A 14,363-nucleotide genomic window follows, 5' to 3' on the forward strand; every position below is an offset into this window, starting at 1 on the left:
TCCCAGATGCCGCTACCCTGGAAATTAGTCAGTTTCTCAATTTAGAGGGGATGAACCATGAATCAGAACTACTCCGGTCCTCCCCCACAGGGGAGCCAACCTCAGGGGCAGAGCGACCAGTCACAAGCACCCTGGCAGCAGCATCCCGGACCAGCACAGGGGCCCTATCAGCCAGCCGGCGTGATGACTCCTACCAAACCCAAGTCAAAGAAAACAGCAATCATCGCCAGCGTCGTCGCCCTTGCCCTGGTGGTCGGCGGCGGCGTCCTCGCGTGGTCCTTGCTGCGTGGGGCAGCTCCTGCCGCAGCCAAGGGCATCCCGTCGAATGCCCTCGCGGTGTTCGAGGTCAACCTCAATCCGTCCGCTAGCGACAAGCTCGCCGTCAAAGACATCGCCGAGAAGTTCCCGGTCCTGAAGGAGCAGGCCGGTGAGGTCGGGGACGACTACAAGAAGGCCCTCTGGTCCCTTGTCGAGAAGACCAGCCCCAGCACCCCCGACTACGATTCCGAAGTGAAGCAGTGGCTCGGTGACTCCGCGGCCATCGCCATGATGCCCAGCACAACTGGCCGCAGCACCGCCACTCCCGTCTTCTCCTTCCAGGTCACGAACAAGGACGCGGCTAAGGCCTTCGCCGAGAAGCACGCGGCCAGCAGCAAAGTCGTCTTCAATGACGACACGATGGTCATCACCGATGAGAGTATCGAGATCACCGAGGACTCCCTGAAGAGCAGCAACATCACCACCAACGAGGACTACAAAGCGGATATGGGCAAGCTCGGCGACGGCTACCTGGCCACCGCTTGGGTCTCCTCTGAGCTCGTGAAACAGAGCTTCGAGTCCACCACAGGAGGTTCCACGGCCTCTGAGTCCAGCATCGTTGATTCCCGCCTCGCCGCAGGCATCAAGGTAGAGGACGGCGCCATCGCGCTGCGGACTATCAGCTGGAGCAAAGAGGGCTTCAAGGAGCGGGGAGAGAGCGTCAAGGATGCGGCGGGCAGCCTGCCTACCGACTGGCTCGGTTCTTTCGCCCTCTCAATCCCCTCGGAGACTATGGACAAGGTGTGGGAGCAGATCGAGGACCTTCCAGCCTCCCAGAAGGAAAAGCTGAAGGAGGCAGGCATCACGTCAGCGGATGATCTGCGTGCCATTCTCGGCAGCCAGATCTCCTTTGCCATGACCAGCGGCGAGTCCGGGACGCCCCAGTTCGGCCTCAAGGTCACCACGAAGGATCCCAGCAAGCACAAGAACCTCATCGAAGCGATTGCCCAGAACGCTGGCATCGAGGGCCTGGAGTCGGCTGTTGAGGGAGATACCGTCACGACGACCTTCGGCCCTAATTCCGAGGCCTTCAAGAACCCCAGCAACAAGCTCAGCAGCAACAGCGAACACGAGAAGCTGACCAAGGGAATCGACAATCCACAGTTCTCTGGCTGGGTGGACGCCCAGCAGGTCATCAAGCTGATGGATGGAAATTCCGGCCAGGGCCTGCCCACGAACCTCAAGCAGAACCTGGAGCGGATCAGCGGCGTCGGGATGGTCGCAGGCCAGATCGACGATCACTATTCCGATTCCTGGCTCCGCATCGGCACCAACTGAGACTGAATACAGCATCCATCAACAATTTAGAGAGGCCCCGGTGCGTGTGAAGTGCACCGGGGCCTCTCTAAATGTTTTCCACTCGCTCAGCTGCGGGTGCTGGCTTTCCGCACCACATCCCCCTTAGCGTGAGCCAGGTCTCTTAGATTCGCCTGGAACTGCACCATCTGCGCGCGCAGCTTCTCATCGCCGGCTGCGAGGATACGGATAGCGAGCAGGCCGGCATTGCGAGCATTGCCGACAGCGACCGTGGCGACCGGAACTCCCGCCGGCATCTGAACGATCGACAGCAGTGAGTCCATGCCGTCGAGATGCTTGAGCGCCACCGGCACCCCGATCACCGGCAGCGGGGTCAGTGCCGCCAGCATGCCAGGCAGGTGAGCTGCTCCTCCCGCCCCTGCGATGATCACCTTGAAGCCCTTCTCGTGGGCAGTGCGGCCGAAGGCGACCATCTCCTCAGGCATCCGATGGGCGCTGACGACATCCGCCTGGTAGGTGATGCCAAACTCTTCAAGAGCCTCAGCCGCCGCCTGCATCGTGGGCCAGTCTGAGTCGGAACCCATGAGGATCGCGACGTCACTCATCGATTTCTCCCATCAAATAGCCGGCGGCATGCCGGGATCTCCGGAGTGCTGCGGAAAGGCTGGTGTCGCACGCGGTGACGTGCCCCACCTTACGGCCAGGACGCACCTGTTTCCCATACAGGTGGACAGCCACCTCCCGGTCCCGGGCAAACACATGGCGGAGCGCCTCGGTGAGGTCATCTTCCGACCCACCCAGGATGTTCGTCATGACGGCCACGGGGCTGGTCATCTCAGGACTACCGAGCGGAAGATCCAAGACAGCGCGGATATGGTTTGCGAACTGGCTGGTACGCGCCCCGTCGATGCTCCAATGACCGGTGTTGTGAGGTCTCATGGCCAGCTCATTGACGACCACACGCCCGTCACGTGATTGCATGAGTTCCACCGCAAGCACCCCGACGACTCCCAACTCACCCGCGATCCGCAGCGCCAGCTCCTGCAGCGTCGTCGCATCAGCCTGGGAGAGCCCGGGCGCGGGAGTGATCGTCTCTATGCACACGCCATTGCGCTGGGTGGTCTCGGAGACGGGATAGACCACGGCCTGGCAGGCTGACCGGACTGCGATCACGGAGAGCTCCCGCTCGAAGTCGATGAACTCTTCTGCGAGAATCACCACCTCCTCACCGGCGGAGACAGCAGGCTTGGATTCAAAGGGGATTACAGCGGCATCCGGGCCATCGAGCTTCCACACCCCCTTGCCGTCGTATCCACCCCGAGAGGTCTTGGCGATGATAGGCCAGCCCTGCTTCTCCCCGAACTCTAGGAGTTCCTTGGTGCTACGGCAGATCGCGAACTGGGGGCAGGGTACGCCTAGGCTGGACAGACGCTCGCGCATCCGGGCTTTGTCCTGTGCACATTCGAGGGCATCCGGGCCTGGGCGTACCGCGATCTGGGATTCCAGCGCCCGCAGATGCCGGGTGGGGACATGCTCATGATCGAAGGTGATGACGTCGCAGCTCTCCGCGAAACCAGCGAGTGTCTCAAGGTCCGTGTAGTCGCCTACCTCGGTGATGGGCACCACCTGTGCAGCAGAGGTGTCGGGGCCTTCGGACAGCAGATGGGTCTCTATACCAAGCCCGATTGCTGCCTGCTGCATCATCCGGGCCAGCTGCCCGCCCCCGATAATCCCCACCCGGTAACGACGACTCACGAGGCAGCAGCCTACTATTCGGGATCAGGCTCTCCGTCAAAGATCAGGTCAGCGATCACCACATGCGCCCTCTCCACGCCGGGAACATCCGGCAGGGTCAGCGGCTTCTCAGCAGCGGTTTCGAGGATCAGGGTTCCGCATCCGAAGATGCGGTCCAGGAATGAGCTCTCGTAGTTGACGTTGTTGATGCTGCGGAGCGGGAAGTCGTGGCCGGTCTTGTTGAAGATACCCTTCCGGGTAATGATGCGACGATTTGTCACCGTGTAGGTGGCGGACAGCCACAGCAGCCAGGGTTTGAGCACAAACCAGATGATCGCGATCAGGTAGAGGCCCAGCAGGACCCAGGTGGTCCAGGGCTTGTATTGCTCCGGGATCAGCGCCAGCCCGATCCCCAGCAGTGCACTGGCCAGGAACAGGATCAGGATCACCCCAATGAGCGACTTGATGTGAGTGCGCAGGTGCATCACCACCTGCTCGTCGCGAGACAGCATGTCCTTCCTAAACGCCATGCCTCTAAGTCTTTCATGTCCCGGGACCGCGCTGGTAGGCACTGGCTGGAGATTCCGCCGGTGGGCACTGGGACAGACGGCATCCAGGCGCCGTCATGACAAGACCCACCGGCTCGCGCACCGGCAAAGCCCCACAGCCGCGGCGAGGCCCAGACCTCTGCTCTGGGCGATCACCACTGCGGGATCCCTCATACCGCCCGCTCAGGCAGCTCCCCGAACCGGGCATGGACGACGTCACCGACCGCGAAGACCTGGACTCCAGCATCCGTTTCGACTTGAAGCCTCCCGTATTCATCGACTCCATGCCCGGTGCCCGCTATCGCCCGCTGCTGGTCGACGACGATCCGCAACGGGATGCCTATGGATGCGCAGTGCCGCTGATACTCGCTGCGCACCTGACCTGCTGCCTGCCATGACTCGTAGAGCCGCTGGAAGTGTTCCAGCACCGATACCAGAAGCCGCCGGGGATCTTCGGGAAGCCCGGCTATCCTGCAGGATGTGGCGGAAGGCACCGGAAGCTGATCCTCATCCATCGAGATGTTGATGCCGACTCCAATGACGGCTCTGGCCCCTCCCGGATGCTCGATACGCTCGCTGAGGATGCCGCACACCTTGCGACCGTCGATCAGGACATCGTTGGGCCACTTGAGCTGCACCCTCTGGGGTTCACGGGCCATCCCGCTGATAGCGGCATGCACAGCCATGCCCGCCAGCAGCGAAAGCCACCCCCACTGCGAAGGTCCAGGCCTGGGCTGGAGCAGCAGTGAGAAGGCCAGGCAGGCACCGGGGGGAGCCACCCAGCTGCGGTCCAGGCGTCCACGGCCGGCCCGCTGATCCAGCGTCGCGACAACGAGGCCTTCCGCTTCCCCTCTCCTGGCTTCGGCCGCCACATCGGAGTTGGTGGATCCAGTGTGATCCAGCCACCGCACCTCACGCCACATATTCTCGGACATGCTGGTCACCTTAGAGGCTCCACCGATGGGAAGGGGCGGCAAGGCAGCCCTGCCCATCCCTGCCAGCGAACTCTCTCATGAGGCCCATGACCTTAAGGAATCGGTACCGGGGGTTCTCCGTCCCACAGATAGCCCCTGCCCAGGTCTGTGGAAACCGTTATGAACCGGTCTGGCAGTGGGTGTCACGGCTGAGCGCTAAGGTGCCCTGCATGGACATCGACATCCACACCACCGCCGGGAAGCTGACGGACCTCGGACGCCGCATCGACGCGGCCGTCCATGCGGGCTCTGCTGCCGCAGTTGAGAAACAGCACGCGAAAGGCAAGATGACCGCCCGTGAGAGGGTGCTTGCTCTCCTGGATGAGGGAACCTTCGCAGAGCTGGACGAATTCGCCAGGCACCGTTCCAAGAGCTTCGGGATGGATGCCCGGCGTCCCTACGGGGATGGCGTGATCACTGGCACTGGAGCAATCCATGGCCGCCCTGTCTGTGTCTTCAGCCAAGATGTGACGATCTTCGGCGGAGCCCTGGGAGAGGTCTACGGCGAGAAGATCGTCAAGATCATCGACTTCGCGCTGAAAACCGGCTGTCCCCTGATCGGGATCAATGAGGGTGGCGGCGCGCGGATCCAGGAGGGGGTGGCCTCCCTGGCCATGTACGGGGAAATCTTCCGCCGCAACACCCGCGCTTCGGGAGTGATTCCGCAGATCTCGCTCATCATGGGCGCGGCGGCGGGCGGTCACGTCTACTCCCCTGCCCTGACCGACTTCGTGGTGATGGTGGACAGAACCTCGCAGATGTTCATCACCGGGCCTGAGGTGATCAAGACGGTGACCGGCGAGGACGTGTCCATGGAGGAGCTGGGGGGTGGCCGCACGCACTCCAGCAGGTCCGGGAACTCACACTATCTGGCAGCTGACGAGAACGATGCCCTCGAATATGTGCGCGACCTGATCAGCTATCTACCACAGAACAACCTGGAGGATCCCCCTGTCTACGACGACGCCGAGGTAGACCTGGTCATCACCGACCATGACCGCAGGCTGGATCAACTCATTCCAGACTCCGCGAATCAGCCGTACGACATGCGCGAGATTATCCACAACGTCCTGGACGATGAGGAGTTCCTCGAGGTCATGGAGCTGTTCGCAGGCAACGTGATCACCGGTTTCGGACGCATCGAGGGTCGTCCAATAGGGATCGTCGCAAGCCAGCCCACTGTGTTTGCTGGCTGCCTGGACATCGACGCCTCCGAGAAGGCCGCACGTTTCGTCCGCACCTGCGATGCCTTCAACATCCCGGTGCTGACGTTCGTCGACGTGCCCGGTTTCCTTCCTGGAGTCGACCAGGAGCATCAGGGAATCATCCGGCGCGGTGCGAAGCTGATTTTCGCCTACGCTGAGGCCACTGTGCCCACGATCACGGTCATCACCCGTAAGGCCTACGGCGGTGCCTACATCGTGATGGGGTCGAAACATCTCGGGGCAGACGTGAACTTCGCCTGGCCAACGGCACAGATCGCGGTGATGGGGGCTCAGGGCGCTGTCAACATCCTGCATCGCAAGACCCTGGCGGAGGCTGAGGATCCCGGCCAGCGGCGGCAGGAGCTGATGGCGGAGTATGACGAGGAATTGGCGAACCCTTACGTGGCGGCGGAGCGGGGTTACATTGATCAGGTGATCTACCCACACGAGACGCGCGCCCAGATCATCCGGGTCCTCCGGCTGCTGCGCACAAAACGTGAGCAGCTGCCCCCCAAGAAGCACGGGAATATCCCACTGTGACCGGGCGCTACGACATCCGGGCCGCCGGGGCCACAGAGGAGGAGATCGCAGCCCTGGTGGTCGTACTCCAGGCCCTGGGCATGGCCGAGGACAGGCTCAAGGCGGCTGATGACCGTCCGCTGGCGGGTGGCTGGAAGTCCTACTACCGGACCGTACGCCAGCAGCTTGTCTATGGCCGTGATGCCTGGCGCACCTACATCAGGTTCTGATGATGCGGTTCATACTCGCCTCCAAATCCCCTTCGCGGCTGGAGCTGCTGCGCCGGGCCGGACTGGACCCCGAGGTTCAGGTCAGCAATTTCGACGAATCACTCATCGTCGAACCCCAGCCTTCCCGGCTCGCGCTGCGGTTGGCTGCCGCGAAAGGAGAGTATGTAGCCGAGCGCGTCGCCGGCGACGCGATCTTCGTTGCCTGTGACTCTGTGCTGGAGTTCGAGGGACGAGCCCACGGCAAACCCCACACGCTGGAGGCTACGACTGCACAGTGGAGGCGGATACGTGGCCGTCAGGGAGTGCTTCACACAGGACATTTCGTGCTGGTACGCCATGGCGGCGAAGCCAGGCAGGCCATCCGCACCGCGAGCACGGTGATCAAGTTCGCCGACATCACCGACGACGAGATAGCAGCCTATGCCGCCCAAGGTGAGCCCCTGCAGGTTGCCGGAGCCTTCACCATTGATGGCCTGGGAGGCGCCTTCGTCACCGGCATCGAAGGTGATCCTCACAACGTCATCGGGCTTTCTCTCCCCCTGCTCCGGCAGATCCTGCTCGATCTGGGCGTCACTTGGCCAAGCCTGTGGAAGGCAGAAGCCACCAGCTGACGCCCGAGAGGGCTGACTCCGGTCCCTGCCGGACCTCTCAGGTCATTCCTGCCCAGATGGTAGGTCACTCTCCATCCGGGTGATCCGGTTCCAGTCATCAAAGCCGCAGCGCACGCGGGCTCCACCGGGATAGTTCAGGATAATGCCGCCGTCATCGGTCCGCTCCGGGCTGAGACCTCGCTGAGCGCCGTAGGTGCCGATCGTCTGCCGGTGGTTCCCGGAATACTCCAGGCAAGTCGACATCATCCGCGGGAGCACCACAGGCGTAGGATCCGACAGTGCCAGATTGAGTATCGCCAGGTATGCCACGCCCTGCTGGTATGGGGCGGCATAGATAGCGGTTGCACCCGCTAGCCTCGCGGTGAGGAAAGCAACCGCGGAGCCCGGCCGCATCCCATAGTCAGTCACACCATCGAGCGAGAACATCTCGGTGGTGAACTCCGGGATACCAGCCTCACGCCCCTTGGCGCAGCCCGGCAAGATCGCCGAGACCGCTGGATGCGAAGAGCCATAGCCCGGGTTCGCCCAGGACCACATCCAGGTGTTGGAGATCTCGGATGACGTGCCGATCACCGCGACGTCATAGACATGCTCTCCGAGCCACAGTTTGCGCTTGTCCAGGTCGGCTTCCCAGGCAGCGGAACCGGCCTGGTCAAACAGGGTTTGTTGCCCCTCAACAGCCAGCAGGGCAAAGTCATTCAGAGCATCGGTGAGGGTTACAGCCATGGGGCTATGGTTCCACATCCCCGGACCGGCACCCGAGCGTTTTCCAGACCACCTCAAAGGGTATGACATTTTCTTTTAAGCCCCGCCAGATCGTTATCGCCGGTTGACCGGTCATGGCAGGGACTTGAAGGACGGCTCAACCGAGCAGCAGAATTGGGGCATGTCGCTACCTGCCCGCTCTCCCCTGACCGACGTCGGGGCGAAGGCTGCCAGGATTCTGGACCAGGCGCAGGCCATGGCAGACCAGCTGCGAGCCGAAACCCGGGCTGAGGTGCTTGAGATCCTGCGCCGCCACGAGGCGGAAAGAGCCGCTGCTGAGGACCTGGCGGCAGCGAATGCCCAAGCGAGGCATGAGCTAGCCGAAACGCGGGATCAGGCCCGCCAGCACATGTCTGCGGCAGATGAAGAGGCGCAGTCCACTATGCGCGAGGCGTCATCACGCGCAGCCCGCCTGGTGGCTGGGGCGGAGCAGACCTGCGACCAGCTGCGGGCTGACGCCACGCGGGAAGCAGACCAGATAGTGCAGCGCAGCCGCGATGAGGCGGACAAGATCCTGACTGAGGCCAAGGAGGCCGCGGAAAAGATCGAGGCGCAGCGAGACGCCGAGCAAAAGCGCCTGGAGGCTACCTGGTCCAAAAGAGAGCAGGAATGCGACAAGGGCATCGCCGAGCGTACTGCGGTGGCCGAGGCCGAGACCCGTGAGCTGCTGTCCTCGGCCCGCAAGGAGGCCAAGGAAATCGTCGAGGCGGCCCACAAGGAGGCGGAACGGCTCAGGGAGACAACCACCACATGGCGCGAGGAGTACATAGCTGCGACGCAGGCCACAGTCGATACAGCTGAAAAACAGCGTGAGGAACTGCTCGCCTCCGCTCAGCGGGAATCCCAGCAGTTGCTCAAAGAGGCATCCTCGCAGTTGAGCTGGACCAAACAGACTGTGGCAGACCTACGAAGCAGCGTAGAGGCCGAGGTGGAGGCGAGGCGGGTGGAGGCCGCGGAGGAACTGGAGGTCTGGAAGCAGACCCAGCGCGACGACTTGGATGCCTTCATAGTCTCTCGCCGTCACGAGTTGGCGGTGGCTGAGGCCGCCACCATCGCGGCTGTGCGGGAAGCCAACGAAAGGGTCGGCAGTCTGTTGTCGGCAGCCCAGGAGGAGGCCGAGCGAACCCGTCGTACCGCCGAGTCAGAGGCTGATACCCGCCGCCGCACCGCTGGGGAGGAGTCCCGGGAGCTGGTGGAACGGGCCAACCGGATCCTCTCCGCTGCGAAGGAGGAGGCCCGGACTCTGCGTGAGCAGACCATGACCGAGCTGGACCAGCTCCATTCGGAGCATTACACGAAACTGCGTGCCGATCGTGAGGCAGCCAAACGTGAGGTCGAACAAGCCAACGCTGAGGCTGAGCGAACCCGCGCAGAAGCCCGCCGCCGGTTGAGAGAAGCCCGCGAAGAGGTCAATCTGCTTTCCAGGCGACGTGATGAGATCACAGCCCAGTTGGGTAAACTGTCCGGGGTCATTGAGGCTTTAGCTGCCCCCGGCGACGATGAAATAGGAGACCGATGACCGACGAAACATTCGCAACGGTGCGCCGGGGCTATGATCCAGCCCAGGTTGACTCCGTTCTGCGCCGTATGCGCCAGACGCACGCTGCCGCCCTGCAGGAGGCGGCCACTCAGACAGTGGAGATCAATAAATTAAACCAGGCGCTTGAAGCCTCGCAGGGCCGTGTCACCGGTTTGCAGCAGCAGGTCTCCGAGCTCCAGGACCAGCTCAACCAGGCCCAGGCCCATGTTTCCGCGGCCGCGAACGGGACGGATTTCGCCTCTCTCGGAGAGCGGATCGTGCAGATGCTCAACCTGGCCCAGGAGGAGGCAGAGGACATCCGACTCCGTGCCCAGGAGGACGCCGAGGCTATGGAGATCCAGGTGGCCCATGAGGTTGAGCATGCCCGCGCCGCAGCGGACGGTTACGCCAACGAGACCCGTACCAAGGCTGAGGCCGATGCAGCACGGATCATCGAGCAGGCCAACCGCGAGGCCGACGAGCTCTTGGACCATGCCGATCGTGAGGCGTCAGCGCGCCGGCGTGAGGCCGAGGCCGTCTTCGAGCAGCAGCGTGCCGCTGCAGGAGCCGCAGCAGCAGAGTTCGAGGCCACGCTCGCGGAACGCCGGGAACGTGCGACAGCAGAGTTCGCCACCCAGATGGCAAACCACGAGCGCGCTCTCGCGGTGGCCAACGACAAGCTGACGGAGGCTCAGGCGGAGGCCGTCCGCGTGCTAGAGGAGGCCCATGCCTCAGCGGAAGACGAGAGGGAACGTGCGGCCACCGAGGCAAAGTCGCGGCTCGAGAACGCCCGGGTCGCAGCCGAGCGTGTCAAGCGCGAGTCCGAACGAGAGCTGAGTGCGCTTGCCGCCCGCCGCGACTCCATCACCGAGCAGCTCGCAAACGTCAGGCAGATGCTCTCCACCCTCGGAGGCAGCGCCCTGGCAATGAACCTGTCGCCCAGCAGCCCTGCCAGCCCCAGCGAGGCCGCTGTTGATGAGGGAGCTGCGAAGAAGATCTCGCCGGCGAAAGCCACTGCCAAGGCCAAGTGACCCCCAGTTACTCGCGATCAGTGCGCAGGGTGAGAGCCGACAGTTCCCCAGCCACCGTGAAGGCACCTTGCCACTGACCGCGTTTGAAGAGCAGCGAATCCTGCCCGTCAGCCGTGATCTCGAACCCGGCGGCGGGCAGATTCCGTCTCAGCCAGGCGGCCAGTTCGGCTCTTGCCGGGGATGTGATGGTCAGGGTGATGTTGGATTCCAGGTCCACGCGGTCACGGATCACCAGGCCCTCGGGCAGCCAGAAGTCGGTGGGGCCGTTCCGGAATCCGAGCTGAGTCAAAGTGGCCCCGTCGCTGGGGGCGACTGCCGTCCAGGTAACCTCCGGGGTGGTGGCCTGCGGTGGTGGGGTGGTACATCCTGAGAACGCTGAGACCAGCAGCAGCCAGGCTGCAGTCCGCCTCATCGGCGTTCCAGCCCCAGCACGACATCACGGGGATCATCCAGGCAGATTCGCACCTGAGCGGCCAGCCGGGCCTGTCTGGGAGCCGGAAGCCGTCCTGCCGGGAACCATCCGACGTCACTGATCTCACCGTCACCGATCCCAGGTTCCCCGCCGACCAGGCGGCCCCGGAACCCGTGATCCAGGAAACGGCACCGGTCACCGTTGGGGAAGGTGACCTCGTCCATCGCGTCCAGCCACAGCATCCGGTCCACCTCTACCTCGACGCAGGCCTCTTCCCAGGCCTCACGCACCACCGTTTCGGCAGGGTTCTCCCCTGGCTCCACGATCCCGGAGATCGCTGACCACTCGCCGTCGTCGGCGCGACGGCAGAGCAGCACCTCCGGTCCTATGCTCCCCTCTCGCACCACTAGGAGGCTGGCTCCGCTCAGCCACAGCGAGGCGCTTCCGATGTGGCGGCGCAAGTCGAGGATGAATTCAGGCGTTGGCATGCTCCAACCCTAGTTGGGTGCGACGCAACGCAACGATCCGTAGTTGCAGCTAGACTCCGCGGCAAAGAATCCGACTCAAGGAGGCTAGGGTGGGCAGCACGACCATCTCGAAGGTTCTGATCGCCAACCGTGGGGAGATCGCTGTCAGGGTGATCCGGGCTGCCCGGGATGCCGGCATCGCCTCGGTGGCGGCGTATGCGGACTCAGACGCGGATTCGCTGTTCGTCAAGCTCGCGGACGAGGCTTTCGCCCTGGACGGCGCCACCCCAGCTGACACCTATCTGAACGTCGGCAAACTCCTGGACGTGGCGCGCCGCTCTGGAGCCGACGCCGTGCATCCGGGGTACGGCTTCCTGGCTGAGAACGCGGACTTCGCCCGCGCCATCATCGATGCGGGCCTGAAGTGGATTGGCCCGCCGCCCGAGGCGATCGAGAGCCTGGGGGACAAGGTCAGAGCTCGTCACATCGCGCAAAAGGTGGGTGCCCCGCAGGTTCCAGGCACCGTCGACCCGGTCGCCGATGCCGCTGAGGTGGTGCGATTCGCCGAGCGCCACGGCTTGCCGGTCGCGATCAAAGCAGCCTTCGGTGGAGGCGGGCGCGGCCTGAAAGTGGCCCGCACGCTTGAAGAGATCCCCGAACTGTTCGACTCCGCGACCCGGGAGGCCATCACCGCCTTCGGGCGCGGGGACTGCTTCGTCGAACGCTACCTGGATAAACCGCGGCATGTGGAGACCCAGTGCCTGGCGGATGCGCACGGCAACGTGGTGGTGGTCTCCACGCGTGACTGCTCGCTGCAGCGCCGCCATCAGAAACTCGTCGAGGAGGCACCGGCCCCCTTCCTCAGCCACGAGCAGGTGGAGCTCCTCCGTGGCTCGTCCAAGGCCATCTTGAGGGAGGCTGGTTACGTCGGCGCCGGCACCTGCGAGTTCCTCGTCGGTCTCGACGGCACGATCTCCTTCCTTGAGGTCAACACCCGCCTCCAGGTGGAGCACCCGGTCTCCGAAGAGGTGACGGGTATCGACCTGGTGCAGGAGATGTTCCGCATCGCCGAGGGCGAGGAGCTGGGATACGACGACCCCGAAATCCACGGGCACTCCATCGAGTTCCGCATCAACGCCGAGGACGCGGGCCGCGGCTTTATGCCAGCTCCAGGCACCCTGGTCAGGTGGCATGCCCCCACCGGGCCTGGAATTCGCGTCGACGAGGGATATCACGCTGAGATGACAGTGCCAGGCGCCTTCGACTCGCTCGTGGCGAAGCTGATCGTCACAGGGGCAGACCGCACCCAGGCCCTAGCCAGGGCACGGCGGGCACTGGGCGAGCTGCAGGTCGAGGGCATGCCGACGGTGGTCCCATTCCACCAGGTGCTGCTGGAGGAGCCTGACTTCATCGCTGCCGACGGCAAGTTCAAGGTGCACACCCGCTGGATCGAAACCGAGTTCGCCAACGAGATCCCCGCCTATACGGGTGTGCTAGGTGAGCCTGAGGCCCTAGGCGAGCCTGAGGTAATCTCCGTGGAGGTCAACGGACGCCGCATGGAGGTGAAACTGCCCGCCGGGTTCGGCACCCGGCCCGAGGCCCGCGGCAAGACTCAGAAACGACCGACCAGGCGTGACCGCGGTAGCGCCAAGGTCTCCGCGCCGAGCGGCAACGGGCTGATCTGCCCCATGCAGGGCACCATCGTGAAGCTGTCCGTCCAGGAGGGCGAGGTCATCGAGGAGGGCCAGGTCGTGGCGGTCATCGAGGCGATGAAGATGGAGCAGCCGCTGCATGCCCACCGTCCCGGCCAGGTCGCCAGGCTGGCCATCGCCCCAGGCCAGGCCGTGAATGCAGGTGATGTCATCTGCGAGATCACGGACCCGGAGTAGTCCTTGGCCTTCTACTGGGCCGACGGCAGGAACTGGTCCATGTCGAGAGCGGGCAGGGCAGCGCTGGGCACGCTGACCACCCTCGCTGGGATGCCCGCGACGGTGGTGCGTGGTGGGACGTCCTTCAGCACCACGGAGCCCGCCCCGATCTTCGCTCCCTCGCCGACGCGGATGTTGCCGAGCACCTTGGCCCCAGCACCGATCATCACGCCCCGCCCGATCTTGGGATGGCGGTCGCCACCGACCTTTCCGGAACCACCGAGAGTAACCTCGTGCAGCATCGAGAAGTCATCCTCGACGACGGCGGTCTCGCCAATGACCACGCTGGTGGCGTGGTCGAACATGATGCCCTTGCCGATCTTCGCCGCGGGGTGGATGTCGACAGCGAAAACCTCCGAGATCCGCGACTGCAGGTACAGGGCCAGAGCCCGGCGATCACGTTCCCAATAGGAGTGCGCCACCCTGTAGGCCTGGATGGCATGGAAACCTTTGAAATACAGCAGGGGGCCGGCGTACCCCGAGGCGGCAGGATCGCGATGGACCACAGCCTGCAGGTCGGCACGGATAGCGTGCTGGATGCACTCCTCGTCACGCAGTACATCGAGAATGATGTCGCGGAGGCTGAGCGCCGGGAGGGTGGCGTTGTCGAGCTTGGCGGCGAGAATATATGCCAGGGCAGTCTCAAGATCCGGCTGGCTGAGCACGACATGTGACAGGAACCCGGCCAGTAGTGGCTCGTTGGCGGCAGCCTCTGCGCACTCGGCACGGATGGATTCCCAGATCAGGTGGTCGGCGACGATACGTGCAGGATCCATTGCTTCTCCAAATCGGTCGAGTGGTTGTCAGCCTAGTGGAAGCCGACGCCACTTGCAGGTTCCAAATAG

At 63.7% G+C, this 14,363-nt stretch carries 15 protein-coding genes; 7 read left to right on the plus strand and 8 right to left on the minus strand.

Going from position 1 to position 14,363, the window contains the following annotated elements:
* The first annotated feature begins 183 nt into the window (after positions 1–183).
* Entirely contained in the window at positions 184–1,596 is a 1,413-nt protein-coding gene (locus SK1NUM_RS10185; RefSeq protein WP_212321707.1) for a DUF3352 domain-containing protein, read from the plus strand.
* A gap of 86 nt (positions 1,597–1,682) precedes the next feature.
* On the opposite strand, the gene purE is transcribed toward SK1NUM_RS10185, so the two are convergent.
* The 4 genes from purE to SK1NUM_RS10205 form a co-directional block, all read right to left on the minus strand.
* Positions 1,683–2,180, minus strand: a complete 498-nt coding sequence (gene purE, locus SK1NUM_RS10190; protein WP_212321709.1) for a 5-(carboxyamino)imidazole ribonucleotide mutase — start codon at positions 2,178–2,180, stop codon at positions 1,683–1,685.
* A complete protein-coding gene (locus tag SK1NUM_RS10195; protein ID WP_212321711.1) occupies positions 2,173–3,330 on the minus strand; it encodes a 5-(carboxyamino)imidazole ribonucleotide synthase in 1,158 nt (385 codons plus the stop codon). Before SK1NUM_RS10195 ends, purE begins: the two co-directional genes overlap by 8 nt.
* Before the next feature lie 14 nt (positions 3,331–3,344).
* Positions 3,345–3,839: a PH domain-containing protein gene (locus tag SK1NUM_RS10200; RefSeq protein WP_212321712.1), complete on the minus strand. Its 495-nt coding sequence runs from the start codon at positions 3,837–3,839 to the stop codon at positions 3,345–3,347.
* Positions 3,840–4,027: 188 nt separating this feature from the next.
* Positions 4,028–4,792: a biotin--[acetyl-CoA-carboxylase] ligase gene (locus SK1NUM_RS10205; RefSeq protein ID WP_212321713.1), complete on the minus strand. Its 765-nt coding sequence runs from the start codon at positions 4,790–4,792 to the stop codon at positions 4,028–4,030.
* A gap of 209 nt (positions 4,793–5,001) precedes the next feature.
* On the opposite strand from SK1NUM_RS10205, the gene SK1NUM_RS10210 reads away from it, so the two are divergent.
* The 3 genes from SK1NUM_RS10210 to SK1NUM_RS10220 are packed head-to-tail and all read left to right on the plus strand — an operon-like array spanning position 5,002 to position 7,396.
* The gene (locus SK1NUM_RS10210; RefSeq protein ID WP_212321714.1) at positions 5,002–6,576 is read left to right on the plus strand and encodes an acyl-CoA carboxylase subunit beta; all 1,575 of its coding nucleotides are present in this window, start codon (positions 5,002–5,004) and stop codon (positions 6,574–6,576) included.
* Positions 6,573–6,785 carry an acyl-CoA carboxylase subunit epsilon gene (locus SK1NUM_RS10215; protein ID WP_212321715.1) on the plus strand — a complete coding sequence of 71 codons (213 nt, stop codon included), beginning with the start codon at positions 6,573–6,575 and terminating at the stop codon, positions 6,783–6,785. The genes SK1NUM_RS10210 and SK1NUM_RS10215 overlap by 4 nt, the downstream gene beginning before the upstream one ends.
* Before the next feature lie 2 nt (positions 6,786–6,787).
* Positions 6,788–7,396 carry a Maf family protein gene (locus SK1NUM_RS10220; RefSeq protein WP_212327710.1) on the plus strand — a complete coding sequence of 203 codons (609 nt, stop codon included), beginning with the start codon at positions 6,788–6,790 and terminating at the stop codon, positions 7,394–7,396.
* A 42-nt stretch (positions 7,397–7,438) separates the two neighbouring features.
* On the opposite strand, the gene SK1NUM_RS10225 is transcribed toward SK1NUM_RS10220, so the two are convergent.
* Positions 7,439–8,122: a DUF6882 domain-containing protein gene (locus SK1NUM_RS10225; protein WP_212321716.1), complete on the minus strand. Its 684-nt coding sequence runs from the start codon at positions 8,120–8,122 to the stop codon at positions 7,439–7,441.
* 160 nt (positions 8,123–8,282) lie between these two features.
* Here SK1NUM_RS10225 and SK1NUM_RS10230 point away from each other — a divergent pair, with 160 nt between their 5' ends.
* On the plus strand, positions 8,283–9,680 hold the full coding sequence (locus SK1NUM_RS10230) for a coiled-coil domain-containing protein (protein ID WP_212321717.1): 1,398 nt from the start codon (positions 8,283–8,285) through the stop codon (positions 9,678–9,680).
* Positions 9,677–10,711 (plus strand): coiled-coil domain-containing protein, encoded by a 1,035-nt coding sequence (locus tag SK1NUM_RS10235; protein ID WP_212321718.1) that lies wholly within the window; start codon positions 9,677–9,679, stop codon positions 10,709–10,711. Before SK1NUM_RS10230 ends, SK1NUM_RS10235 begins: the two co-directional genes overlap by 4 nt.
* A 7-nt stretch (positions 10,712–10,718) precedes the next feature.
* Here SK1NUM_RS10235 and SK1NUM_RS10240 read toward each other — a convergent pair whose 3' ends face one another.
* Both SK1NUM_RS10240 and SK1NUM_RS10245 read right to left on the minus strand, forming a co-directional pair.
* A complete protein-coding gene (locus SK1NUM_RS10240; protein ID WP_212321721.1) occupies positions 10,719–11,123 on the minus strand; it encodes a hypothetical protein in 405 nt (134 codons plus the stop codon).
* A complete protein-coding gene (locus SK1NUM_RS10245; protein ID WP_212321723.1) occupies positions 11,120–11,611 on the minus strand; it encodes an NUDIX hydrolase in 492 nt (163 codons plus the stop codon). The genes SK1NUM_RS10240 and SK1NUM_RS10245 overlap by 4 nt, the downstream gene beginning before the upstream one ends.
* Before the next feature lie 89 nt (positions 11,612–11,700).
* On the opposite strand from SK1NUM_RS10245, the gene SK1NUM_RS10250 reads away from it, so the two are divergent.
* Positions 11,701–13,479 carry an acetyl/propionyl/methylcrotonyl-CoA carboxylase subunit alpha gene (locus tag SK1NUM_RS10250; protein ID WP_212321726.1) on the plus strand — a complete coding sequence of 593 codons (1,779 nt, stop codon included), beginning with the start codon at positions 11,701–11,703 and terminating at the stop codon, positions 13,477–13,479.
* A gap of 11 nt (positions 13,480–13,490) precedes the next feature.
* Here SK1NUM_RS10250 and cysE read toward each other — a convergent pair whose 3' ends face one another.
* On the minus strand, positions 13,491–14,294 hold the full coding sequence (cysE, locus tag SK1NUM_RS10255) for a serine O-acetyltransferase (RefSeq protein WP_212321728.1): 804 nt from the start codon (positions 14,292–14,294) through the stop codon (positions 13,491–13,493).
* Positions 14,295–14,363: the final 69 nt, after the last annotated feature.

Origin of the sequence: Arachnia rubra, from assembly GCF_019973735.1 — a bacterium.
GTDB classification, from domain to species: domain Bacteria; phylum Actinomycetota; class Actinomycetes; order Propionibacteriales; family Propionibacteriaceae; genus Arachnia; species Arachnia rubra.

Coding starts and splice junctions, on each gene's coding strand:
- SK1NUM_RS10185 (WP_212321707.1), top strand. CDS start 184: ATGACTCCTACCAAACCCAAGTCAAAGAAAACAGCAATCATCGCCAGC.
- SK1NUM_RS10200 (WP_212321712.1), bottom strand. CDS start 3,839: ATGGCGTTTAGGAAGGACATGCTGTCTCGCGACGAGCAGGTGGTGATG.
- SK1NUM_RS10240 (WP_212321721.1), bottom strand. CDS start 11,123: ATGAGGCGGACTGCAGCCTGGCTGCTGCTGGTCTCAGCGTTCTCAGGA.
- SK1NUM_RS10205 (WP_212321713.1), bottom strand. CDS start 4,792: ATGTCCGAGAATATGTGGCGTGAGGTGCGGTGGCTGGATCACACTGGA.
- SK1NUM_RS10235 (WP_212321718.1), top strand. CDS start 9,677: ATGACCGACGAAACATTCGCAACGGTGCGCCGGGGCTATGATCCAGCC.
- SK1NUM_RS10230 (WP_212321717.1), top strand. CDS start 8,283: ATGTCGCTACCTGCCCGCTCTCCCCTGACCGACGTCGGGGCGAAGGCT.
- SK1NUM_RS10225 (WP_212321716.1), bottom strand. CDS start 8,122: ATGGCTGTAACCCTCACCGATGCTCTGAATGACTTTGCCCTGCTGGCT.
- SK1NUM_RS10220 (WP_212327710.1), top strand. CDS start 6,788: ATGCGGTTCATACTCGCCTCCAAATCCCCTTCGCGGCTGGAGCTGCTG.
- purE (WP_212321709.1), bottom strand. CDS start 2,180: ATGAGTGACGTCGCGATCCTCATGGGTTCCGACTCAGACTGGCCCACG.
- SK1NUM_RS10210 (WP_212321714.1), top strand. CDS start 5,002: ATGGACATCGACATCCACACCACCGCCGGGAAGCTGACGGACCTCGGA.
- cysE (WP_212321728.1), bottom strand. CDS start 14,294: ATGGATCCTGCACGTATCGTCGCCGACCACCTGATCTGGGAATCCATC.
- SK1NUM_RS10245 (WP_212321723.1), bottom strand. CDS start 11,611: ATGCCAACGCCTGAATTCATCCTCGACTTGCGCCGCCACATCGGAAGC.